The 21893-nt window shown below is 66.4% G+C and carries 23 protein-coding genes and 2 riboswitches; of the genes, 20 read left to right on the top strand and 3 right to left on the bottom strand.

The genetic code is table 11. The annotated features are described in order from the left end of the window. From VA613_RS01130 to yihA, 3 genes are all read right to left on the bottom strand, one after another. Window positions 1-831 carry an N-acyl amino acid synthase FeeM domain-containing protein gene (locus tag VA613_RS01130; RefSeq protein WP_324780030.1) on the bottom strand — a complete coding sequence of 277 codons (831 nt, stop codon included), beginning with the start codon at window positions 829-831 and terminating at the stop codon, window positions 1-3. 75 nt (window positions 832-906) lie between these two features. Further along, window positions 907-1911 carry a porphobilinogen synthase gene (hemB, locus tag VA613_RS01125; RefSeq protein ID WP_324781199.1) on the bottom strand — a complete coding sequence of 335 codons (1005 nt, stop codon included), beginning with the start codon at window positions 1909-1911 and terminating at the stop codon, window positions 907-909. Between the two features lie 183 nt (window positions 1912-2094). Next, complete coding sequence (yihA, locus tag VA613_RS01120) at window positions 2095-2721, bottom strand: ribosome biogenesis GTP-binding protein YihA/YsxC (RefSeq protein WP_324780029.1); 627 nt, start codon at window positions 2719-2721, stop codon at window positions 2095-2097. Window positions 2722-2778: 57 nt separating this feature from the next. On the opposite strand from yihA, the gene VA613_RS01115 reads away from it, so the two are divergent. The 20 genes from VA613_RS01115 (at window position 2779) to VA613_RS01020 (ending at window position 21891) form a co-directional block, all read left to right on the top strand. After that, entirely contained in the window at window positions 2779-3405 is a 627-nt protein-coding gene (locus VA613_RS01115; protein ID WP_324781198.1) for a c-type cytochrome, read from the top strand. Between the two features lie 83 nt (window positions 3406-3488). Further along, complete coding sequence (locus tag VA613_RS01110; protein ID WP_324780028.1) at window positions 3489-5498, top strand: cytochrome c biogenesis protein ResB; 2010 nt, start codon at window positions 3489-3491, stop codon at window positions 5496-5498. Between the two features lie 15 nt (window positions 5499-5513). Then, window positions 5514-6653, top strand: coding sequence for a c-type cytochrome biogenesis protein CcsB (ccsB, locus tag VA613_RS01105; protein ID WP_324780027.1), 1140 nt, complete (start codon window positions 5514-5516; stop codon window positions 6651-6653). 103 nt (window positions 6654-6756) lie between these two features. After that, a complete protein-coding gene (locus VA613_RS01100) occupies window positions 6757-7281 on the top strand; it encodes a TlpA family protein disulfide reductase (RefSeq protein WP_324780026.1) in 525 nt (174 codons plus the stop codon). A gap of 59 nt (window positions 7282-7340) precedes the next feature. Then, the gene (gene aroQ, locus VA613_RS01095) at window positions 7341-7871 is read left to right on the top strand and encodes a type II 3-dehydroquinate dehydratase (RefSeq protein WP_324780025.1); all 531 of its coding nucleotides are present in this window, start codon (window positions 7341-7343) and stop codon (window positions 7869-7871) included. Further along, window positions 7840-8283 carry an acetyl-CoA carboxylase biotin carboxyl carrier protein gene (accB, locus tag VA613_RS01090; protein ID WP_324780024.1) on the top strand — a complete coding sequence of 148 codons (444 nt, stop codon included), beginning with the start codon at window positions 7840-7842 and terminating at the stop codon, window positions 8281-8283. Before aroQ ends, accB begins: the two co-directional genes overlap by 32 nt. Window positions 8284-8358: 75 nt before the next feature. Next, entirely contained in the window at window positions 8359-9708 is a 1350-nt protein-coding gene (accC, locus tag VA613_RS01085) for an acetyl-CoA carboxylase biotin carboxylase subunit (RefSeq protein ID WP_324781197.1), read from the top strand. Between the two features lie 64 nt (window positions 9709-9772). Then, the gene (gene prmA, locus VA613_RS01080; protein ID WP_324780023.1) at window positions 9773-10663 is read left to right on the top strand and encodes a 50S ribosomal protein L11 methyltransferase; all 891 of its coding nucleotides are present in this window, start codon (window positions 9773-9775) and stop codon (window positions 10661-10663) included. After that, a complete protein-coding gene (locus VA613_RS01075) occupies window positions 10660-11688 on the top strand; it encodes a zinc-ribbon and DUF3426 domain-containing protein (protein WP_324780022.1) in 1029 nt (342 codons plus the stop codon). Before prmA ends, VA613_RS01075 begins: the two co-directional genes overlap by 4 nt. 48 nt (window positions 11689-11736) lie before the next feature. Beyond that, window positions 11737-11825: riboswitch (glycine riboswitch) on the top strand. Further along, a riboswitch (glycine riboswitch) is annotated at window positions 11826-11935 on the top strand. Between the two features lie 38 nt (window positions 11936-11973). Beyond that, on the top strand, window positions 11974-13053 hold the full coding sequence (gene gcvT / locus VA613_RS01070; RefSeq protein WP_324780021.1) for a glycine cleavage system aminomethyltransferase GcvT: 1080 nt from the start codon (window positions 11974-11976) through the stop codon (window positions 13051-13053). 112 nt (window positions 13054-13165) lie between these two features. After that, window positions 13166-13555, top strand: coding sequence for a glycine cleavage system protein GcvH (gene gcvH, locus VA613_RS01065; RefSeq protein WP_324780020.1), 390 nt, complete (start codon window positions 13166-13168; stop codon window positions 13553-13555). Window positions 13556-13614: 59 nt separating this feature from the next. Then, entirely contained in the window at window positions 13615-14991 is a 1377-nt protein-coding gene (gene gcvPA / locus VA613_RS01060) for an aminomethyl-transferring glycine dehydrogenase subunit GcvPA (protein WP_324780019.1), read from the top strand. 9 nt (window positions 14992-15000) lie between these two features. Further along, complete coding sequence (locus VA613_RS01055) at window positions 15001-15285, top strand: DUF3144 domain-containing protein (protein WP_324780018.1); 285 nt, start codon at window positions 15001-15003, stop codon at window positions 15283-15285. 63 nt (window positions 15286-15348) lie between these two features. After that, on the top strand, window positions 15349-15840 hold the full coding sequence (gene tpx / locus VA613_RS01050) for a thiol peroxidase (RefSeq protein WP_324780017.1): 492 nt from the start codon (window positions 15349-15351) through the stop codon (window positions 15838-15840). 107 nt (window positions 15841-15947) lie between these two features. Then, window positions 15948-17393: an aminomethyl-transferring glycine dehydrogenase subunit GcvPB gene (gene gcvPB / locus VA613_RS01045; protein WP_324780016.1), complete on the top strand. Its 1446-nt coding sequence runs from the start codon at window positions 15948-15950 to the stop codon at window positions 17391-17393. Continuing rightward, window positions 17390-17788 carry a diacylglycerol kinase gene (locus VA613_RS01040; protein ID WP_324780015.1) on the top strand — a complete coding sequence of 133 codons (399 nt, stop codon included), beginning with the start codon at window positions 17390-17392 and terminating at the stop codon, window positions 17786-17788. Before gcvPB ends, VA613_RS01040 begins: the two co-directional genes overlap by 4 nt. A 124-nt stretch (window positions 17789-17912) precedes the next feature. Beyond that, entirely contained in the window at window positions 17913-19415 is a 1503-nt protein-coding gene (locus VA613_RS01035; protein WP_324780014.1) for a type IV pilus assembly protein FimV, read from the top strand. A gap of 135 nt (window positions 19416-19550) precedes the next feature. Next, window positions 19551-20483: a carbohydrate kinase family protein gene (locus VA613_RS01030; protein WP_324780013.1), complete on the top strand. Its 933-nt coding sequence runs from the start codon at window positions 19551-19553 to the stop codon at window positions 20481-20483. A gap of 71 nt (window positions 20484-20554) precedes the next feature. After that, window positions 20555-21019, top strand: coding sequence for an outer membrane lipoprotein (locus tag VA613_RS01025; RefSeq protein ID WP_324780012.1), 465 nt, complete (start codon window positions 20555-20557; stop codon window positions 21017-21019). A 122-nt stretch (window positions 21020-21141) separates the two neighbouring features. Beyond that, the gene (locus VA613_RS01020; protein ID WP_324780011.1) at window positions 21142-21891 is read left to right on the top strand and encodes a GNAT family N-acetyltransferase; all 750 of its coding nucleotides are present in this window, start codon (window positions 21142-21144) and stop codon (window positions 21889-21891) included. The last annotated feature ends 2 nt before the right edge of the window (window positions 21892-21893 follow it).

Below are 21893 nucleotides of genomic sequence, written 5' to 3'. Positions count from 1 at the left end.
TCATTCTCCCCGGATCAGCCGCCCGGCAATGCCGAGTTCGTCGTCTTTGGAGAAGCAATACGGATAAAGCGAGCGAACGCCCGCAGCCGCCTTCATCATGCCGCCGTAACGCGCGATCTGTTCGTCGGCGTACTGCAGCGGAAGCCTCAGCAGGACGGCGGGCGCGTTGACGCGCGGGCACACCCGTTCCGGCCCGAAATCCTCGAATCCCAGCAGCTTCTTGTAAAACGAGGCATGGCGCGGGTTGATCTCGATGACAAAATCGGTCGCATGGTGGATGTTCTGGCCGTAGATCTTGCAGAGATGAAACAGCACCGCAACGATGTGCTTGGAGTCGACATGCTCGTCGTCGATCGCGAGCTTGGTCAATTCGCACACCGCTCGCCCCTGCGCCCGCAGGCTGTCGATTTCCTGTTTGTACACGCTGTCCGCCATCAGACCGGCCGGCCCGTCGAGCCCGAGGGTGGTGGTGCCGACGATCTTCTCCTCCATGAAGACCAGCACGGTGATGCGCTGGGGATCCTCTTCCAGCGCGCGGGCCTGGTACCCCCGGCTGGCATAGCGCTTCTCGATCAGCATGCTCGCCGACTGGCGCCGGGTGTCCGAACTGGCCAGACGGATCTTGAATTTCTGCTGCTGGACCGTATCCGAGGCCGGGTTCGGGGCGTCGACCTGCGGAATGCACAAGTCCTTCAACCGGTACGGGGACTCGAACGCGATGATCGTCTTGTCCCACTCGTCGGGCTTGCGTCGCCCCCTGAAACCGAAGGGGAATTTATGCGTTTCCGACATCTTGGGCGCAGGGGGGCTGGGGGTGCGCGGTCCGAGCATGTTCGTCATCCAGGCAATGCTGATAAGCAGCATTTCGGCAAAAGTGCGGGATGACTTTACGCATGCCAATGCACCCTAGGCACGGTCGTCGAGATAACGCGCGGCGTCGCGCGCGAAATAGGTGAGCACGCCATCCGCCCCCGCTCGCTTGAAGGCCAGCAAGGCCTCCAGCACGCAGGCGCGCTCGTCCAGCCAGCCATTCTGGGCCGCCGCCTTCAGCATCGCGTATTCGCCGCTCACCTGATAGGCATAGGTCGGCGCGCCGTACGCGTCCTTGACGCGCCGGATGACGTCGAGATACGGCATCCCCGGCTTGACCATCACCATGTCGGCGCCTTCCTCGAGATCCATTCCCACTTCCCACAGCGCCTCGTCGCCGTTCGCCGGGTCCATCTGATACGTGTACTTGTTGCCCTTGCCCAGGTTGGCGGCCGAGCCCACCGCATCCCGGAACGGACCGTAAAAGCTGGATGCATATTTCGCAGCATAGGCCAGAATCCGCGTATGGATGTGGCCGGCATCCTCGAGTGCCGTCCGCAGCGCCGCGACGCGGCCGTCCATCATGTCCGAGGGCGCGACCACGTCGGCGCCCGCCCGCGCGTGGGCCACCGCCTGCCGGGCAAGAACGGCGACGGTCTCGTCGTTCATCACATAGCCGGTTTCGTCGACCAGGCCGTCCTGGCCATGGATCGTATAGGGGTCCAGCGCGACATCCGTGATGAGGCCCAGTTCGGGGAAGCGGCTCTTGAGTGCGGCCAGCGTGCGCGGCACCAGCCCGTCCGGGTTGTAGGCCTCTTCCGCCCCGAGCGACTTGAGGCTGCCGTCGATCACGGGGAACAGCGCCAGCGCCGGAATGCCGAGTCGCACGCAGTCCTCCGCGACGGGTAACAGCAAATCGATCGACAGCCGCTCGACGCCCGGCATCGACGCCACGGCCTCGCGCCGGTTCCGGCCATCGAGCACGAATACCGGATAGATCAGATCATTTGCAGTAAGCGTGTGCTCACGCATCAGCCGACGCGAGAAATCGTCGCGGCGCATGCGGCGCATGCGGCGTGCGGGGAATTGACCAAACGGCAGGTTCACAACGTTCTCCAAAAAAATTCGCTGGCGGTGGAACTATTTCCAGGCCGATCCGCTCAATCGAGCAGACGATCTTGCATCGTCTCCCGCTTCTCCTCCCTGAGCGGGATGCCTTAATCCCCTTAAGGCATTTTTTGGCCCCGATCCCTCCCTTGATCGGGGCTTTTTTATGGGCGTCCGCTAGCCCGCCACGACAGGATGCGTCGTCACCGCGGCGGAAAGCCAGTGCTCGATCAGGGCCGCTGCCTCGTCCGCGCCCAGCCGGGAGAGGCTCGAAAACAGCTGAACGGAAACGTTCGTCTGCTCCGCGAGTTCGGCCTTCACGCGACGCAGCGTCAGCGCCTTCTCGTTGTTGGACAATTTGTCGGCTTTTGACAACAGAATATGCACGGGCTTGCCGGTTGGCGCAAACCACTCGAGCATCTGGCGGTCCAGCGGCGTCAGCGGATGGCGCGCGTCCATGATCAATACCATGCCCACCAAGGCTTCGCGCCCCTGCAGGTAGCGCGAGAGGAGGCCTTCCCACTTGGCCTTCACCTCCGGCGGCACTTTCGCATAGCCATAGCCGGGCAGGTCGACCAGGTAGGTGTCCGGCTCGAGCACGAAGAAATTGATAAGCTGCGTCCGCCCAGGGGTCTTGGACGTGAAAGCAAGCCGGTTCTTTCGAGTTAAGAGATTGATTGCGCTTGACTTTCCGGCGTTCGAGCGTCCGGCGAACGCAACCTCGGCGCGGCTGTAGGGCAAATCGCGCAGCTGGGCGACCGAAGTGTGGAATTGAGCGCGGTTGAGCACGGGCTTGGCAGTCATATTAGTTGCCGCTAAACTACCTTTTTTCCCAAGTTTTGCAAGCTTCAGGAGCTTTTGATGAAACTCGTCGTCTCACTGGTCGCCGCCCTGGCCGCCACCTCCGCTTTTGCCAACGAACCCGCCGCGGCCCCGGCCAGCAAAGGCGACCCGAAGGCGGCGGAAAGCATCGTCAATCAGGTTTGTGCAGGCTGCCACGCGGCGGACGGAAACAGCACCGTCGCGACCAACCCCAAGCTGGCCGGGCTGAACGCCGAGTACATCAACAAGCAGCTGAATGACTTCAAATCCGGAAACCGCAAGAACGCGGTCATGAGCGGCATGGTTGCCAGCCTTTCCCCGCAGGACATGCTGAACCTGGCTGCCTACTTCAGCGCGCAGCAGCCCAAGCCGGGCACTTCCAAGGACAAGGACCTGGCGCTCGTCGGCGAGAAGATCTTCCGCGGCGGCGTCCAGGGTGCCGGCGTGCCGGCCTGTGCCTCGTGCCACGGCCCCCAGGGCAAGGGCATCCCGGTGCAGTTCCCGCGCCTCGCGGGCCAGCACGCCGATTACGTGTACGCCCAGCTGAACAACTTCCGCCTCGGCACCCGCGCAAACGACGGCGCCAAGATGATGCGCACCATCGCCGCGAAGCTGACGGATGCTGACATGAAAGCCGTGGCCGCTTATATTCAGGGCCTGCGTTAAACTTATTGACCGCCTCCGGGTCGATGAAAGGGTGACGCAAGTCACCCTTTTTCAATTGTGCCTTCAGGGTATTGCGCCCCCTCATGAATTCCTCCCCCCCATCCTTCGGAAAAGCCGTGTTCGAGCTGCTGAGCTCGATGCGGTTTGCCATCAGCCTGCTCTCCATTCTTGCGATCGCCTCCATCATCGGGACGGTATTGAAGCAGGCCGAGCCGTACAGCAATTACCTGATCCAGTTCGGTCCATTCTGGTTCGAGGCGTTCGAGAAACTGGGGCTCTACGACGTCTACCACGCCGCCTGGTTCCTGGTGATCCTGACCTTCCTGGTGGTGTCGACGAGCGTCTGCATCTACCGCAACGCGCCCAATTTCGCGCGTGAAATGAAGAGCTTCCGCGAGCATGTCAGCGAGCAGTCGCTGAACGCGTTCAAGCACAAGCACGAAGTCGACACGACCCTGCCTCCGGCGACGCTCGCCGCCAATGCACAGCGCTACCTGGAGGGCCAGGGCTACAAGGTGAAGAACCTGCCGCGCGAAGACGGCGTGCTGCTCGCGGCCAAGGCCGGCAGCTGGAACCGCCTCGGCTATTTCCTCGCGCACTCGGCAATCGTCCTGATCTGCATCGGCGGACTGATGGACGGCAATCTGGTGTTCAAGGTACAGCAGCTGCTCGGCTACAAGAAGATCGAAACGCGCGACATCCCGCAGAGCCAGGTGCCGCCGATTTCCCGGCTGTCGCCGTCCAACCCCTCGTTCCGCGGCAGCGTGCAGATTCCCGAGGGCTCCAGCGCCGACGTCGTCTTCCTGAACGTGGCCGACGGCTATCTGGTACAGGACCTGCCCTTCACGATCGGGCTCAAGCAGTTCCGCATCGAGCATTACACGACCGGACAGCCGAAGAACTTCGAAAGCGACATCGAGATCTTCGACCGTTCCGGCAAGAAGATCCGCGAGGCGACCATCGCGGTCAACCATCCGCTGATCCAGGACGGCATCGCGATCTACCAGGCCAGCTTCGCCGACGGCGGCACGCACCTGAACCTGCGCGCGTGGAACCTGTTCGCGCCGACGGATTCGTCCTTCCCGATCAAGGGCACGATCCACCAGACGGCCACGCTGACCAGCACGGCCGGCGATTCGACACTCGAGTTCGTGGATTTCCGCCCCTTCAACGTCGAGAACATGGGCGACACCCCCGCGGTGCGCGACGCGATGAGCGTGCTCGGCGGCAACCCGGCCAGCGACAAGCGCGAGCTGCGCAACGTCGGCCCCAGCTTCCAGTACAAGCTGCGCGATGCGCGCGGCCAGGCACGCGAATTCAGCAACTACATGCTGCCGATGGAGCTCGACGGGCGCTGGTACATGATGTCCGGCGTGCGCGACGCCCCCAACGAGCCGTTCCGCTATCTGCGCATGCCGCTCGACGCCGACGGCAATCTCGAGACCTTCATGCGCCTGCGCGGCGCCCTGCTGAATCCGGACCTGCGCCCCGAAATCGCGGCGGCCTTCGCGCACCAGGCGCTGCCGGCGAACGCGTGGGGTACCGAGATCGAGAGCAAGCTCACCCGCAGCGCCGAGCAGGTGCTGGGCCTGTTCGCGCAGGGCGGATTCCAGCCCCTGGGCAAGTTCATCGAGGAGAAGGTACCGGCGGCCGAACGCGAGAAGGCGGCAGGCACTTATCTGCGCATCCTCGAGCTCGCGGGCTTCGAGGCGCTGAAAATCGCCGACCGCCAGGCCAACCTGCCGCCGCCGAAGACTGACGACGCGACCGGCTGGCTGGTGCGCGATACCCTCAACAGCATCAGTGACATGTTCGTCTACGGCGCGCCGCTTTATCTGCAACTCATGAGCTACGACGAGGTCAAGGCAAGCGGCCTGCAGTTGACCCGTTCGCCAGGCAAGAACGTCGTCTACTTCGGTTCGCTTTTGCTGACACTCGGCGTATTCTTCATGCTTTACGTGCGCGAGCGCCGGGTCTGGCTCCGCATCAAGCCCGGCAACGCCCTGCTCGCGATGTCGTCGGCGAAGCATACGATCGACTTCGAGAAGGAATTCACCCGACACGCGCAGGCGCTCGACACGCTCGCGAAGTAACCCGGAGGACTCACCATGGAACTTGCCCTCAATCAACCCGCCCCGCTGTTCAAGCGCCTGTCCTGGTTCGACTGGCTGTTCGCGGTCATCGTCGCCGCCGGCGGGCTGTTCGCCCTGTCGCGCTTCGGCGAGTACATGGACCTGTACGAAAAGGGCATCCTGCTGGCCGCGATCCCCGCCCTCGCCGTGTTCGGCTGGTTCTGGAAGCCGTTCCGCGTCCTGTTCATCGTGGTCGGCGCCGTCAGCCTGTTCGCCATCAGCCAGTACCACGACGACCTGACGCGGATGGAGCAGGCCTTCTTCCTCAAGTACCTGATTTCGAGCCAGGCGGCCATCATGTGGATGTGCGCCCTGTTCGGCCTCGCCACCCTGACCTACTGGGGCGGCCTGCTGGGCCGGTCCGAGTTCACGATGAGGACGGCCAGCGCGATGACCTGGTCGGCCGTGGCGATGGGTTTCATCGGCCTGATGGTGCGCTGGTACGAGTCCTACCTGATCGGCACCGACGTCGGCCACATCCCGGTGTCCAACCTGTACGAAGTCTTCGTGCTGTTCTGCCTGATCACCGCGATGCTCTACCTCTATTACGAGGCGCGCTACCAGACCCGCCAGATGGGTGCCTTCGTGCTGCTGGTGATCTCCGCCGCGGTCGGCTTCATCCTCTGGTACACCTTCGACCGCGGCGCCTCGACGATCCAGCCGCTGGTGCCGGCGCTCAAGTCCTGGTGGATGAAGCTGCACGTCCCCGCCAACTTCATCGGCTACGGTTCGTTCTCGATCGCCGCGATGCTCGGCGCCGCCTACCTGCTGGCAAGCCGTGGCATTCTGGCGAGCCGGCTGCCGCGCCTCGAGGTGCTCGACGACGTCATGTACAAGGCGATCGCGATCGGCTTCGCCTTCTTCACCATCGCGACGATTCTCGGCGCCATGTGGGCCGCCGAGGCCTGGGGCGGCTACTGGTCGTGGGATCCGAAGGAAACCTGGGCGCTGATCGTGTGGCTGAACTATGCCGCCTGGCTGCACATCCGCCTGGTCAAGGGCCTGCGCGGGCCGATGCTCGCCTGGTGGGCGCTGACGGGCCTGATCGTCACCACCTTCGCCTTCCTCGGCGTCAACATGTTCCTGTCGGGCCTGCACTCCTACGGCACGCTTTGAGCCACCGCCCCATGGCCCCGTGCTTCTGCCCCGCCGGGCGTTCCGCACCGTCTGAGCCGAGCCTCGCCCCGCTCGCGGGGTGAGGCGGCGACGGCGCCATCGCATGAGAAGAAGAAACTGGCTGGCGCTTCCGCTGGCGGCAGCCGCGCTCGCCGCGGGCGTATGGCTGGCGCGCGGGCACTACGCCCCCTCCCCGCCCGCGACCGCGGCCATGGCAATGTGGCAGCTCGCCTTCCCGGATCTCCAGGGCCGCGCGCAGCCCCTGTCGCAGTGGCGCGGACGGGTCGTCGTGCTGAACTTCTGGGCCAGCTGGTGCGCCCCCTGCCGTGATGAAATTCCGGATTTTGTCGCGCTGCGGGCGCAATTCGAGCCGCATGGCGTCGAATTCGTCGGCATCGCGGTCGACACGGCGGCCAACGTCAGGCAATTCCTGCAGCAGGTATCCGTCTCCTACCCGATCCTGATCGGCGAAGGCGCGGCCCAGGAACTGGCGCGACAGCTCGGCGACACCCAGGGGGCGCTTCCCTACACGATCGTGCTCGATCGGGATGGCAAGGTGGTGCTGAGCCATCTGGGCCGGCTGCCGCGCGCCACGCTCGAGGCAAGCTTGCGCCAGTACGGCGCATAATTGCCAGTTAGCGTCAATATCTGGACAATTTACCTCCATTTACGGCAAACTTCGCCGCCATGACCACCAAGCGAACCGGCCGCACCGCGGCCAAACCGGTCCCGAGTCTGCGCCCGCACGTGCTGGTTCTGCACGGCCCCAACCTCAACCTGCTGGGAAGCCGCGAGCCCAAGCACTACGGCCTCGCCACGCTCGACGACATCAATCGCGCGCTGGTCGCGCGTGGGGAAACGGCCGGCGCCCAGGTCGAAACCTATCAGCACAATCATGAAGGGGCCCTGATCGATCGCATCCATCAGGCGGCCCTCGACGCGGTCGACTTCATCATCATCAATCCGGCAGCGTACACGCACACCAGCGTCGCGCTGCGCGACGCGCTGGCGGCGGTTGCCATCCCGTTCGTCGAGGTTCACCTTTCCAACATCTACGCGCGCGAAGCCTTCCGCCATCATTCGTATTTCTCCGACCTGGCCGTCGGCGTGGTCTCCGGTCTGGGGGCACACGGCTACGAACTGGCGCTGGAATATGCGCTGCGCCATCTCCAAAACAGGACGCCCCATGGATCTCAGAAAACTCAAAAAGCTCATTGATCTGGTCGAAGCCTCCGGCATCGCCGAACTGGAAATCACCGAGGGCGAGGAAAAAGTCCGCATCGCCAAGAGCATCGCCGGTGCGCCGATGATGATGGCGCCGCCGCCGCAGATCATCCAGGCGGCCGTGCCTGCCGCCGCGCCGGCGGCGGCCGCCGCCGAGGAAGCCGTGCCCGAGGGGCACGTGGTCCGCTCGCCCATGGTCGGCACCTTCTATCGCGCCCCGGCTCCCGGCGCCAAGGTGTTCTGCGAGGTGGGCCAGACCGTCTCCGCCGGCGACACGCTGTGCATCATCGAGGCGATGAAGCTCCTCAACGAGATCGAGGCCGACCAGTCCGGCGTCGTCAAGGCGATCCTGGTCGAGAACGGCCAGCCGGTCGAATACGGCGAGCCGCTGTTTGTCATCGGGTGAGCCATGGACGCGAGGGCGTGAGGCGTTTTCGTCCATTGCCCTGCTCACCGCCTCTCATCTCATCTGAGCATGCCCATGTTTGAAAAGATCCTGATCGCCAACCGCGGCGAAATCGCCTTGAGAATCCAGCGCGCCTGCCGCGAGATGGGCATCAAGACGGTCGCCGTATATTCCGAAGCCGACCGCGAGGCCAAGTACGTCAAGCTGGCCGACGAGTCGGTCTGCATCGGACCGGCGCCGTCGACCCAGAGCTACCTGCACGTGCCGTCGATCATCGCCGCCGCCGAAGTCACCGACGCCGGCGCGATCCACCCCGGCTACGGCTTCCTCTCGGAAAACGCCGATTTCGCCGAGCGCGTGGAATCGTCCGGCTTCACCTTCATCGGTCCGCGCCCGGACAACATCCGCCTGATGGGCGACAAGGTCGCCGCCAAGCAGGCGATGATCGAAGCCAAGGTGCCGTGCGTGCCCGGCTCCGACGGCGCGCTGCCGGACGATCCCGACGAGATCCTGAAAATCGGACGCGCCATCGGCTACCCGGTCATCATCAAGGCGGCCGGCGGCGGCGGCGGCCGCGGCATGCGCGTCGTGCACACCGAGGCCGCGCTGTTGAACGCCGTCACCATGACGCGAACGGAGGCCGGCTCCGCCTTCGGCAACCCCATGGTCTACATGGAGAAATTCCTCCAGACCCCGCGCCACATCGAGATCCAGGTGCTGGCCGACGAGCACGGCAATGCGGTGCACCTCGGCGAGCGCGACTGCTCGATGCAGCGCCGCCACCAGAAGGTGCTGGAGGAGGCCCCCGCCCCCGGCCTCGATCCCAAGCTCCGCGACAAGATCGGCGAGCGCTGCGCCGAGGCCTGCCGCAAGATCGGCTACCGCGGTGCCGGCACATTCGAGTTCCTGTACGAGAACGGCGAGTTCTACTTCATCGAGATGAACACCCGCGTGCAGGTCGAGCACCCGGTCACCGAGCTCATCACCGGCATCGACATCGTGCAGACGCAGATCCGCGTCGCCGCCGGCGAGACGCTGCCGTGGAAGCAGAAGGACATCCAGTTCCGCGGGCACGCGATCGAATGCCGCATCAACGCCGAGCATCCGACCACCTTCGTGCCCAGCCCCGGCAGGCTGACGAATTACCACGCGCCCGGCGGCCCGGGCATCCGCGTCGATTCGCACGTCTACCACGGCTATTACGTGCCGCCGCACTACGACTCGATGATCGGCAAGGTGATCGCCTACGGCGACACGCGCGACCAGGCCATCGCCCGCATGCGCGGCGCGCTGGTGGAAATGGTGGTCGAGGGCATCCAGAGCAACATCCCGCTGCACCAGGAACTGATGAACGATGCCGCCTTCATGGCCGGCGGCACCAGCATTCATTACCTCGAGCACAAGCTGGCCGGAGAAAAAGGGTAGGCCGCGAACCGTGAGCGGCACGCGCCCCCTCCGCTCACCGCTCACCGCTCACCGCTCACCTACGATGCCCTGGCAATCCGTTCGCATCCTCGTCGATTCCAAGCAGGCCGAGCCGCTGTCCGATGCGCTGATGGAAATCGGCGCGCTGTCGGTTTCGCTGGAGGATGCCGACGCCGGCACGATCGACGAAACGCCGCTGTTCGGCGAGCCCGACCACCCGACTGCCGAACTGTGGCCCCGCAGTATCGCCCTCGTGCTGCTGGATGAAGGGGCCGACGTCGCCGCGACCCTGGCAGCCGCCGCGCGGCAGGCGGGCATCCCCGTTCCCGCCGAATACACGGTCGAGATGGTGGCTGAGCAGGACTGGGTCCGCCTCACGCAATCCCAGTTCGATCCGATCCCGATCTCACCGCGCCTGTGGATCGTGCCGACCTGGCACGACGCGCCCGACGCCCGCGCGATCAATCTCAAGCTCGACCCGGGCCTCGCCTTCGGTACCGGCAGCCACCCGACCACGCGGCTGTGCCTGCGCTGGCTCGACGACAACCTGAAAGGCGGCGAAACCCTGCTCGACTATGGCTGCGGCTCAGGCGTCCTGGCGATCGCTGCAGCCAAGCTGGGTGCGGCCCGCGTCGACGGCGTCGACATCGACCCGCAGGCCGTGGCGGCCTCGCGCGACAATGCCGCGCTCAATGGCGTGACCGCCCGCTTCCACCTGCCGGACGAACTCGCGGCGGGCCAATACGACGTCGTCGTCGCCAACATCCTGACCAATCCCCTCAAGGGCATGGCCCCGCTGCTGGCGGGCCGGGTCCGCCCGGGTGGCCGGCTGGTGCTGTCAGGCATCCTTGCCGAACAGGCCGAGGACGTGATGGCGGTCTATCGCGACTGGTTCGTCTTCGACCCCCCCGCCGGCGACGAGGGCTGGGTGCGTCTGGCTGGCATCAAGAAGTGAAGTACCGCACCACCTGCCCGCACTGCGCGAGCATCTTCCGGCTCGGACCGGACCAGCTCGACGCCGCACAAGGCTGGGTGCAATGCAGCGTATGCGGCGCCGCCTTCGATGCGCGGCCGAGCCTCCTCATGGAAGACGGCTCCCCGCTGCCCCTGCCCGCCCCGGTCGAGCCGCCGCCCGAGCCCGCGGTGCAGCCCGTCGAGGTCGCGCCGGCCGTCGCCGACACGTTCCTCCCGGAAGTACCCCCGCCAGCGGCTGCGCCGCCGGATGAAGCACCGCTGGCGGCCGAGCGTCCGCACGGCATCGCGCAGCGCGAAGTCGCATCGGACCTGCCGTCGATCATCCTGATCGACCCCGAGATTCCGGTACCGGAAGACCTCGGCCCCGTACCGCAGATCTATCCGGCGCCGGCGCCCTACCCACCGGAGCCGGCCGTTGCCGCAGCACCCGCCCCGCGCCGCCCGGTCGCCGCCGAACAGCCCACGGCGCCCCAAGCCCGCATCGAGTACGCGAGCCCCCATCCGGGAACGGCGCGCACCGCTTCGGCACGGCGGCGCACGCCGACATGGGTGTGGGCGACGGCGAGCGCGCTCCTTCTCGTGACGCTGCTCGCGCAATCGGCCTATTTCCTGCGCGACACGCTGGCCGGCCTGTGGCCCGCCAGCCGCCCCGCGTTCGAACAGGCCTGCGACGCGCTGGGCTGCACGCTTTCATTGCCACGCGACCTGGCACAGCTGCGGATCGTCGGCTCCGACCTGCAGACCGAGGCCAGCGGCCGCCTGAAGCTCACGCTCACCCTGGGCAACCGCGCCAGCCATGTCGAGGCCTGGCCGATGCTGGTGCTCACGCTGACCGATCAGCGCAACCAGCCGCTCGCGCGCCGCAGCTTCGCCCCCAGCGAGTACCTCGCCGACCCCGCCCGTATTGCGGCCGGGATCCCGCCGCGGAGCGAACAGCCCCTGAGCCTGCCGCTCACCGTGCGCGACTTGACGCCGATGGGCTTCAATCTGCAGCTGACGTATTGAGCGTCCGCGCCAGGCTAGCCCGCGCTGCGCTTCTTCGGTATAGTGCGCGTTCCCGTTGCGGGAGAGCGCATGCGCCGCATGCCGCCGAAGGCGCAATTCACCCGGAATCGCTCAGGCAAAAGGACCGCAACAGCCGGAACACTCTGGAGAGCGCAGATCCTTGAGACTGCCACCGAAGGGGCAGCGGGCCGTGGCTGGACCAGCCGGGCGCCGTAATCTCTCAGGTACCAAGGACAGAGGGGTGAAGCGAATCCCCGCTTCACCCTTTTTTATTTTGGTGGCTCCATGCTCAAACAAACCCCGCTCAACGCCACCCACCGCGAACTCGGCGCCAAGATGGTCGACTTCGGCGGCTGGGACATGCCGGTCAACTACGGCTCGCAGATCGAGGAGCACCACGTCGTACGTTCCAGCTGCGGCCTGTTCGACGTCTCGCACATGCTGCCGCTCGACATCCGCGGCGCCAACGTGCGCGCCTTCCTGCGCCGGCTGGTGGCGAACAACGTCGACAAGCTGCAGGTCTCCGGCAAGGCGCTGTACTCGTGCATGCTGAACGAGGCCGGCGGCGTCATCGACGACCTCATCATCTACTTCATGGACGAGTCCTGGTTCCGCCTGGTGGTCAACGCCGGCACCGCGGAGAAAGACCTCGCGTGGATGGAGAAATGCAACGCCGATTGGGGCATGGGGCTGACCCTCACCCCGCGCCGCGACCTCGCGATGATCGCGATCCAGGGCCCGGACGCGACCCGCGTACTCAACGAAGCGCTACCCGGCGTCGATCAGATCACGGCCAGCCTGAAGCCCTTCAACGCCGCCGCCATGGGCGAGATGTTCATCGCCCGCACCGGCTACACCGGCGAGGACGGCTTCGAGGTGATGGTGCTGGCGAAGTCCGCGCCCTTCTTCTGGAAGGCGTTGATGGAAGCGGGCGGCAAGCCGATCGGGCTGGGTGCGCGCGACACGCTGCGGCTCGAAGCCGGGATGAACCTCTACGGCCAGGATATGGACGAGACCACCTCTCCCCTAGAATCCGGCCTCGCCTGGACGGTCGACCTGAAGACCGAGCGCGATTTCGTCGGCCGCCAGGCCCTCGAAGCCAGCGAAGTGACCAGGCAGCTCGCCGGCCTGGTGCTGCTCGACAAGGGCGTGCTGCGCAGCCATCAAAAGGTCTTCACCAAGAACGGCGAGGGCGAAATCACCTCCGGCACGTTTTCGCCTACCATGCAGCAATCGATTGCGCTCGCCCGCATCCCGCTCGGCATCGCCCCGGGCGAGGAAGTCGAGGTCGAGATCCGCGACAAGAAGCTGAAAGCCAAGGTGGTGAAGCACCCTTTCGTGCGCAACGGCAAGATCATGATCTGATTCTTTATCCGCGAAGAACGCGAAGAAACGCGAAGTAGAATCCCGGTCGTTCTTGACTTTCTTTGCGCCCCTTCGCGTTCTTCGCGGGTATCCAAAAACCAAGGAGCAAACAATGAGCATTCCCGCTGACCTCAAATACACCCCCAGCCACGAATGGGTGCGCGTCGAAGCCGACGGCACGCTGACCGTGGGCATCACCCATCACGCCCAGGACCTGCTCGGCGACATGGTGTTCATCGAGAACCCCGCCGTCGGCCGCACGCTCGCCAAGGGCGAGGAGTGCGCCGTGGTCGAATCGGTCAAGGCCGCATCCGACGTCTACGCCCCGGTCGCCGGTGAAGTCGTCGCCGCCAACGGCGACGTCGAATCCAGCCCCGAGTCGGTGAACCAGGACGCCTATGGCGCGTGGATGTTCAAGCTGAAGCCGGCCAACCCTGCCGATGTCGGCGAACTGCTCGACGCCGCGGCCTACCAGAAGCTGGTCGAGTCGGAAGCCCACTGATTTTTCGTCTGGGGAGAACGCGCCGAAGCGTGTCTTCCCCGGATAAAGGTTCTTACGCCATGCCCTTCATTCCCCACACTGAAGAAGACGTCTCCGCCATGCTCGGCGCCATCGGCGCCCAGAGCATCGAGGACCTGTTCGACGAAATCCCGACCGCGCTGAAGACCGGCAAGCTCAAGGACGTGCCCGACGGCCTGCCCGAGATGGCGGTCGCGCGGCTGATGCAGGAGCGCGCATCGGCCGACGGCTTCTGGTCCAACTTCATCGGTGCCGGTGCCTACGAGCACCACATCCCGGCGGCGATCTGGCAGATCACCACGCGCGGCGAGTTCTACTCCGCCTACACGCCCTATCAGGCCGAGGCCAGCCAGGGCACGCTGCAGCTGATCTACGAATACCAGACCATGATGACCCGGCTGACCGGGCTCGACGTCTCCAACGCCTCGCTGTACGACGGTGCCTCGGCGCTGGCCGAGGCGGTGCTGATGGCGGTCCGCTCGCACAAGACCTCGCGCCGCGTGCTGGTACCGAAGACCGTGCACCCGATCTACCGCCGCGTGGCCGACACGACCGTGCGGAACCAGGGCATCGAGCTGGTCGAGCTCGACTACGATCCGGCGACCGGCAAGACCGTGCTGCCGTCGGACCCGGGCGCCTTCGCCGGCCTGGTCATCCCGCAGCCCAACTTCTTCGGCGTGCTGGAAGACGTGCACGCACTGACCGACTGGGCGCACGCGAAGGGCGCGCTGGCGATCGCGCTGGTCAACCCGACCACGCTCGCGGTGCTGGAGGCGCCCGGCAAGTGGGGAACGAAAGGCGCCGACATCGCGGTCGGCGAAGGCCAGCCGCTCGGCGCGCCGCTCGCCTCGGGCGGCCCCTACTTCGGCTTCATGTGCTGCCGCCAGGACTTCGTGCGCCAGATGCCGGGGCGCATCGTCGGCCGCACCGTCGACCTCGACGGCAAGCCCGGCTTCGCGCTGACCTTGCAGGCGCGCGAGCAGCACATCCGCCGCTCCAAGGCGACGTCCAACATCTGCACCAACCAGGGCCTCGTCGTCACCGCGGCGACGCAGTACCTGTCGCTGCTCGGCCCGCAGGGCCTGGCGAAGGTCGCCTCGGCGAGCCATGCCGGCACCGTCGCGCTGGCCGACAAGCTCGCCGCGATTCCCGGCGTGACGAAGGCGTTTGCCAGCCCCTACTTCCACGAAGTGGTGCTGAAGCTCAACGACAAGGCGAAGGACGTGCTGCGCGCGCTGCGCGCGCAGGGCATCCTCGGTGGGCTGGACATCTCCGGCTGGTATCCGGAGCTCGGCCAGGCCATCCTCATCTGCGTCACCGAGACCAAGACGCCGGCCGACCTCGACCACTATGCGCAGCAGATGGAACGCATCCTGTCCAAGCGCCGCGAAGCGCCGCCGTGCGCGTACAAGAACTGAGAGGCCCGCATGAGCGATGTGCAACGCGACCGGCAGTTCTACGACATGGCCGACGCCTATATCTCGCTGGCCAACACCCAGCTGAACGAGACGAAGCCGAGCCGCGTCAGCGCGGCTGCGCTGTTCGCGGCCTCGCGCTTCAACGCCTTCGTGATCGCGGCGGCGGCGGGCAGCAAGGAGCAGATGATCGCGGAGAAGGAAGCCGCGATCGCCTATTTCCTGGACCAGTACGAAAAGATGCTGCGCGAGAACATCGACGAGCATCTCGCGCGCTTCGACCAGCAAGGCGGCTGACCGACGCGCAGGAACGGGCGCAATCGCCCGAGGTTTGATTGACGTGAATCAAGGAGAGCAAACATGGCAGTGACCCTCGCAGGCAACCCCATCGACGTCGCCGGCACCTTCCCCAAGGTCGGCGATACCGCGCCCGATTTCAAGCTGGTGAACAAGGACCTGGCCGATGTGTCGCTGGCCGACTTCGCGGGCAAGAAGAAGATCCTCAACATCGTGCCCAGCCTCGACACGCCGGTGTGCGCGACTTCCACCAAGAAATTCAACGACGCCGCCGTCGGCAACACCGCCGTGCTGATCATCTCGGCCGACCTGCCGTTCGCGATGAACCGCTTCTGCGGCGCCGAGAGCACCAACAACGTGGTGACGCTGTCGACGATGCGCGGCGCCGAATTCATGAAGAACTACGGCGTCGCCATCACCAGCGGCCCGCTCGCCGGCATCACCGCGCGCGCCGTCGTCGTGCTCGACGAGAACAACAAGGTACTGCACGCGGAGCTCGTGCCCGAGATCAAGCAGGAGCCGAACTACGACGCCGCGCTGGCTGCTTTGAAATAAATTTTCATCCGCGAAGGACGCGAAGAAACGCAAAGAAGATCAAAGAACTCCTCTCGGGTTTTACTTCGCGTCCCTTCGCGTCCTTCGCGGATAACAAGGTTTTAACCATGCTGATATTCGACCACTCCCGTCCCGGCCGCACCGCCGCCGCCCAGCTGCCCGCCGCCGGCGGCAGCCTCGACGACCTGCCGGCCGAGCTGCGCCGCAAGGACGCGCCCGCATTGCCCGAGGTTTCCGAGCTCGACGTCGTGCGCCACTACACGCGGCTTTCGCAAAAGAACTTCTCGATCGACACGCAGTTCTACCCGCTCGGCTCGTGCACCATGAAGTACAACCCGCGCGCGTGCAACTCGCTGGCGATGCTGCCGCAGTTCCTGGCGCGGCACCCGGCTTCTCCGGACGAGACCGGCCAGGGCTTCCTCGCCAGCATGTATGAACTGCAGGAGATGCTGAAGGACGTCACCGGCATGGCCGGCGTGTCGATGGCGCCGATGGCCGGTGCGCACGGCGAGTTCGCCGGCGTGGCGATGATCCGCGCCTACCACGATGCGCGCGGCGACAGCGCCCGCAAGGAAATCATCGTCCCCGATGCCGCGCATGGCACCAACCCGGCGACCGCGACGATGTGCGGCTACACGGTCAGGGAAATCCCGACCGATTCCACCGGCGCGGTCGACCTCGCCGCGCTGAAGTCAGCCGTCGGCCCGCAGACCGCCGGCCTGATGCTGACCAACCCGTCGACGCTGGGCGTGTTCGAGCAGACCATCGCCGAGATCCAGAAGATCGTCCACGACGCCGGCGGCCTTCTGTACTACGACGGCGCCAACCTCAACGCCATCCTCGGCAAGGTGCGCCCGGGCGACATGGGCTTCGACGTCATCCACATGAACCTGCACAAGACCTTCTCCACGCCGCACGGCGGCGGCGGCCCGGGCGCGGGTCCGGTGGGCGTGTCGGAGCGCCTGTTGCCGTTCATGCCGATCCCGCTCGTGCTGAACGAGAACGGCTTCTACCGCCTGGCCACCGAGGCCGACCTGCCGCAGTCGATCGGCCGCATGAGTGCCAACATGGGCAACGCCGGCGTGCTGATGCGCGCCTACGTCTACGCCCGCCTGCTCGGCCGCGAAGGCATGCACCGCGTCGCCGAATACGCCACGCTCAACGCCAACTACCTGATGGCGCGCCTGCGCGACGCCGGCTTCGAGCTGGCCTACCCGACCCGCCGCGCCAGCCACGAGTTCATCGTCACGCTGAAGAAGCTGAAGGACGCCACCGGCGTGTCGGCGATGGATTTCGCCAAGCGCCTGCTCGACTACGGCTACCACGCGCCGACCACCTACTTCCCGCTCCTGGTGCCGGAGTGCCTGCTGATCGAGCCGACCGAGACCGAAAGCCGCGAGACGCTCGACGGCTTCGTCGACGCCATGGCGAAAATCAAGCACGAGGCCGAGACCCACCCCGAGCTGGTGAAGGGCGCGCCCTACAGCCTGCCGGTGCGGCGGCTCGACGACGTCAAGGCCGCGCGCGAGCTCGACCTCGCGTACAAGTCGTGACCGAACCCGAGGCTGCGCCCACCCGGACTGAAAGTCCGTTCAAGGGCAAGACCGGCGTGCGGCGCGTGCTGAACGCCGCAGGCTATTCCTGGGCGGGCCTGCTGGCCGCGCTCAGGCATGAGGATGCATTCCGCCAGGAGCTCGTCCTTGCGATCCTGCTCGCTCCGTTCGCGTTGTATCTAGGCAACACGGGCGTCGAGCGCGCGTTGATGATCGGCTCGCTGCTTCTGGTGCTCGTCGTCGAACTGCTGAATTCCGCGCTCGAGGCCGCCGTTGACCGCATTTCGCTGGACCGGCACGAGCTCATCAAGCGCGCCAAGGACATGGGCAGCGCGGCGGTGATGATCGCGCTTGTCAACGTCGTGGTGGTGTGGGCGCTCATCCTGACCGCTTAAGGCACAACCAAGATTCATGCCAGTATGGGGGCCCACCCTAAAGTTGTGGCATTCTTGGCCGGAATAAGGGTGTCGACCCTTGTATCCAGACCGTGTGAATCTCAAACCCCTTAGTCTTCTGTTGATGTTGTGCCAGGCCGGCGGCGCCGCCGCCCTCGGCATGGGCGATCTCAGCGTGCGCTCGCAGCTGGGGCAGCCCCTGCGCGCCACCGTGAACCTGGTCGACGCCCCCGCCGATGCCGCGGCCGACTGCTTCAGCCTCACCACCGGCGCCGACAGCCTCTCGCCGCGCCTGCGTGCCCAGCTGAGCATCGAGCGGATCGGCGGGCAGACGCGCCTGCATATCCGCACGTCTTTCCCGATCAACGATCCGGTGCTGCAGTTCGTCCTCGTCTCGGATTGCCAGGTGCGCCTGCAGCGCGAGTACGTCATCCTGCTCGACCCACCGCCGGCCGTCACGCCTGCAATCATCGAGGCGGATGGCGCCCCTGCACCGGCAGCGTCGAGCCCGGCTCCGGGCGCCGTGCCCCCCCAGGCGGTGCCCGCGCGGCGTCATGCCGTTCACCACGCGACGAAGCGCCATGTTCCCCGGGTCGCACGCGCAACCGCATCGAGGAGCGGGGAAAGCCGCCCCCGTCACGCCGCGGCGAAGGCCCAGCCGCGCCTGATCCTGTCCGGCAAGCAGGCCGCCGGGGCGCTCGGCGACACCCCGATGGCGCTGCGGCTCGATACCGCCCTGCCGGACCTCAACCGGCCGCACCCGGACAAGCTCAGCGCCACCGAATTGTCGGACGAAAACACCGCGCTTGCGCACAAGCTTGCCGATCTCGAGGCCCAGCTGGCCGACTTGCGGCGACGCAACCGCGAGCTGGAGGCGGCACGCCGTGCCACGGCGCCCGCCGCCAGGCCCGTCGCCACGGCACCGGCGCCCGCGCCCGAGGCGCAATGGCCCTTCTACCTGCTGGGGACGGGCGGCGTGGCCGGCCTGATCGGCATCGGCGCCTGGCTGTTGCGCCGCAATCGATCCGGCAGTTCCCGCGTCGAACCCGACACGCTGTGGACGCAGCCCGCGACAACGGAAAAGACACTGGCGGAGCTCAGTGCCACCCTGCCGAAGGAGCCGCCGCCCGCCGCGGAGCGCATGCCTGAAATCGCCGCCCCGCCCCCGGACGAGGGCACCGAGGTCAAGGAAGACATCCTCGACCAGGCCGAGGTATTCATGGCCCACGGCCACGGCGAGCTCGCCATCCACCTGCTGCAGGAGCATCTGCGCGCGGCGCCGACCGAATCGCCGGTGCCCTGGCTGCTGCTGCTCGACTTGCTGCACCGCGAAGGCGACGCCGCCGGCTACGCCGCGGCCAGTGCCGAATGCCGCCGCTATTTCAACGTCAACCTGACCGACCACCCGATTTCCCAGGACAGCGAAGGCGGCAAGGGGCTCGAAGCCTATCCGCATCTGCTGGAGCAGCTGGTCAAGGCATGGAACACGCCCGAGATCGATGGCTTCTTCCATGACCTGATCTACGACAACCGCGGCGGCACCCGCATGGGCTTCGAACCCGGCGCCTACCGCGACATCCTGATGCTGCGCGGCATCGCGAACGCGAACCAGAAGCTCGCCGCCTGACCGGCGCCGCCGCCTCACCCGCCGGTTCGCCATGCGCAGCGGCCCGCCCCAAGCCGTCCGCCGCGCACGGTTCTTCCCTGAAACCCGCCCGCCCGCCCGTATAATCCGGGCTGTCCCGTTCAACCCGTTCCGATCATGCGCACCCTCATCTGCGGCTCCCTGGCCTTCGACTCCATCATGGTGTTCCAGGACCACTTCAAGCATCACATCCTGCCCGACAAGATCCACATGCTGAACGTGTCCTTCCTGGTGCCGGAGATGCGCCGCGAATTCGGCGGCTGTGCGGGCAACATCGCCTACAACCTCAAGCTCCTGGGTGGCGCGCCGCTGATCATGGCGACCGTCGGCGACGACTTCGGCGTGTACGCCGAGCGCCTCGACAAGCTTGCGATCTCGCGCGAGCACATCCGTCACGTCGCCGGCACCTACACCGCGCAGGCCTTCATCACCACCGACCTCGACGACAACCAGATCACCGCCTTCCATCCCGGCGCGATGAATTATGCGCACGAGAACGACGTGCGCGAAGTGCAGGACATCCGCCTGGGCATCGTCGCGCCGGACGGCCGCGACGGCATGCTGCGCCACGTGCGCGGCTTCCATGAAGCCGGCGTGCCCTGCGTGTTCGACCCGGGCCAGGGGATGCCGCTGTTCTCGGGCGAGGAACTGCTCGAGTGCGTGCACAAGTCGCGCTACGTCATCCTCAACGACTACGAGGCCGAGCTGCTGCAGAGCCGCACCGGCGAAAGCCTCGCCGCGCTGGCACGCCACGTCGAGGCGCTGATCGTCACGCGCGGCGCCGAAGGCTCGGTCATCCACGCCGGCGGCCGGCAGATCGACATTCCGGCGGTGCGTCCGGACGCCATCCTCGATCCCACCGGCTGCGGCGACGCCTACCGCAGCGGCATCCTCTACGGCATCGCCCGCGGGCTCGACTGGGAAACGGCAGGCCAGCTCGCCAGCGTCATGGGCTCGATCAAGATCGAGCACCGCGGCGGGCAGAACCACCGCCCCAGCCGCGAGGACATCGCGAGCCGTCTCAAGACCGCCTTCGGCAAGACGCTCTGATCGGCGCCGCGAGGCACGGCCGCCCGGGTCGTCAGCTATATTGAATCGAGTGCAACACGAGGACAGTCAACATGCAGAAATCGTTCGGAGTGATCAGACTTGCCCTGCTGGCCGGGGCGACTGCCGTGCTCGTCGGCTGTGCCGGCGGCTTGGGCGGCGGGGATTACAGCCGCGACCAGACGCGCGGCGTGCAGGAAGTCCAGATGGGGGTCGTCGAGTCGGTGCGCGACGTCAACATTGAAGGCACGAAGACCCCGATCGGCGCCGGTGCCGGCGCGGTGGTCGGCGGCGTCGCCGGCAGCACGGTCGGTGGCGGCCGCGGCAGCGTGGTCGGTGCGACCGTCGGCGCAGTCCTGGGCGGGCTGGGCGGCGCGGCAGCCGAAGAAGCGACGACGCGCCAGAAGGGCGTGGAAATCACCGTCAAGCTCGATTCGGGCCGCATGATCGCCGTCACCCAGGCGGCCGACGAGACGTTCCGGGTCGGCGACCGCGTGCGCGTGCTGAGCGGCGGCGGCACCACCCGCGTGTCGCACTGAAGCGGCCCTGCGCGCGCGACCCTTGCGGCTCGCGCGGCAAGGTCATCTTTCCGCAACCCGCTCGTCACGGGGTCTTAACACCCCGTCTCTAAGCTGGGCGCATTCCATCCAAGGAGTGCCCCGTGCTCGATGTTCGCCGTCACCTGCCTTCCGCCTCCGCCGGCCGCTACCACGTTGCGCTGGCGGTGGACGACCACGAAATCCGCGAGGCGCAGCGCCTGCGCTACAAGGTGTTCGCCGGCGAGCTCGGCGCACGCCTGAGCACCGTCCTGCCGGGACACGACATCGATCTCTACGATCCGTTCTGCGACCACCTGCTGGTTCGCGATCTCGACGCCGGCGAAGTCGTCGGCACCTACCGCATCCTGCCGCCGGATGCGGCCAAGCGCGTCGGCAGCTACTACTCCGAACAGGAATTCGATCTCACGCGGCTGCACTTCCTGCGCCCGCGCATGGCCGAGCTGGGGCGCTCGTGCGTGGATCCGGCGCACCGCAGCGGCGCCGTCATCGCGCGCCTGTGGATGGGGCTCGCCGCCTACATGACGCGCTACGGGTACGAATACATCATCGGCTGCGCCAGCATCGGCATGGCCGACGGCGGCCACCTGGCCGCGAACGCGTATCGCCAGCTTGCCGCGCGCCATCTGGCGCCGATCGAATGGCACACGACCCCGCGCGCACGCCTGCCGGTCGAATCGCTCGACAACGGCCAGGTCGTCACGCTGCCGCCGCTGGTCAAGGGCTACGCCCGCCTCGGCGCAATGGTATGCGGCGAGCCGGCCTGGGACCCCGACTTCAACACCGCCGACCTCCTGATGCTCTTGCCGATGGCGCAGCTCAATCGGAGCTACGCGCGCCGGCTGCTCGGCTGAAT

Source organism: Thiobacillus sp. SCUT-2, from assembly GCF_035621355.1.
In the GTDB taxonomy this organism is placed as follows: domain Bacteria; phylum Pseudomonadota; class Gammaproteobacteria; order Burkholderiales; family Thiobacillaceae; genus Thiobacillus; species Thiobacillus sedimenti.
The sequence above is the reverse complement of the archived record's forward strand: the minus strand, read 5'-3'. Positions and strand labels throughout refer to the sequence as shown.

Coding starts and splice junctions, on each gene's coding strand:
- VA613_RS01130 (WP_324780030.1), bottom strand. CDS start 831: ATGCTCGGACCGCGCACCCCCAGCCCCCCTGCGCCCAAGATGTCGGAA.
- yihA (WP_324780029.1), bottom strand. CDS start 2,721: ATGACTGCCAAGCCCGTGCTCAACCGCGCTCAATTCCACACTTCGGTC.
- VA613_RS01115 (WP_324781198.1), top strand. CDS start 2,779: ATGAAACTCGTCGTCTCACTGGTCGCCGCCCTGGCCGCCACCTCCGCT.
- VA613_RS01110 (WP_324780028.1), top strand. CDS start 3,489: ATGAATTCCTCCCCCCCATCCTTCGGAAAAGCCGTGTTCGAGCTGCTG.
- ccsB (WP_324780027.1), top strand. CDS start 5,514: ATGGAACTTGCCCTCAATCAACCCGCCCCGCTGTTCAAGCGCCTGTCC.
- VA613_RS01100 (WP_324780026.1), top strand. CDS start 6,757: ATGAGAAGAAGAAACTGGCTGGCGCTTCCGCTGGCGGCAGCCGCGCTC.
- aroQ (WP_324780025.1), top strand. CDS start 7,341: ATGACCACCAAGCGAACCGGCCGCACCGCGGCCAAACCGGTCCCGAGT.
- accB (WP_324780024.1), top strand. CDS start 7,840: ATGGATCTCAGAAAACTCAAAAAGCTCATTGATCTGGTCGAAGCCTCC.
- accC (WP_324781197.1), top strand. CDS start 8,359: ATGTTTGAAAAGATCCTGATCGCCAACCGCGGCGAAATCGCCTTGAGA.
- prmA (WP_324780023.1), top strand. CDS start 9,773: ATGCCCTGGCAATCCGTTCGCATCCTCGTCGATTCCAAGCAGGCCGAG.
- gcvT (WP_324780021.1), top strand. CDS start 11,974: ATGCTCAAACAAACCCCGCTCAACGCCACCCACCGCGAACTCGGCGCC.
- gcvH (WP_324780020.1), top strand. CDS start 13,166: ATGAGCATTCCCGCTGACCTCAAATACACCCCCAGCCACGAATGGGTG.
- gcvPA (WP_324780019.1), top strand. CDS start 13,615: ATGCCCTTCATTCCCCACACTGAAGAAGACGTCTCCGCCATGCTCGGC.
- VA613_RS01055 (WP_324780018.1), top strand. CDS start 15,001: ATGAGCGATGTGCAACGCGACCGGCAGTTCTACGACATGGCCGACGCC.
- tpx (WP_324780017.1), top strand. CDS start 15,349: ATGGCAGTGACCCTCGCAGGCAACCCCATCGACGTCGCCGGCACCTTC.
- gcvPB (WP_324780016.1), top strand. CDS start 15,948: ATGCTGATATTCGACCACTCCCGTCCCGGCCGCACCGCCGCCGCCCAG.
- VA613_RS01035 (WP_324780014.1), top strand. CDS start 17,913: ATGTTGTGCCAGGCCGGCGGCGCCGCCGCCCTCGGCATGGGCGATCTC.
- VA613_RS01030 (WP_324780013.1), top strand. CDS start 19,551: ATGCGCACCCTCATCTGCGGCTCCCTGGCCTTCGACTCCATCATGGTG.
- VA613_RS01025 (WP_324780012.1), top strand. CDS start 20,555: ATGCAGAAATCGTTCGGAGTGATCAGACTTGCCCTGCTGGCCGGGGCG.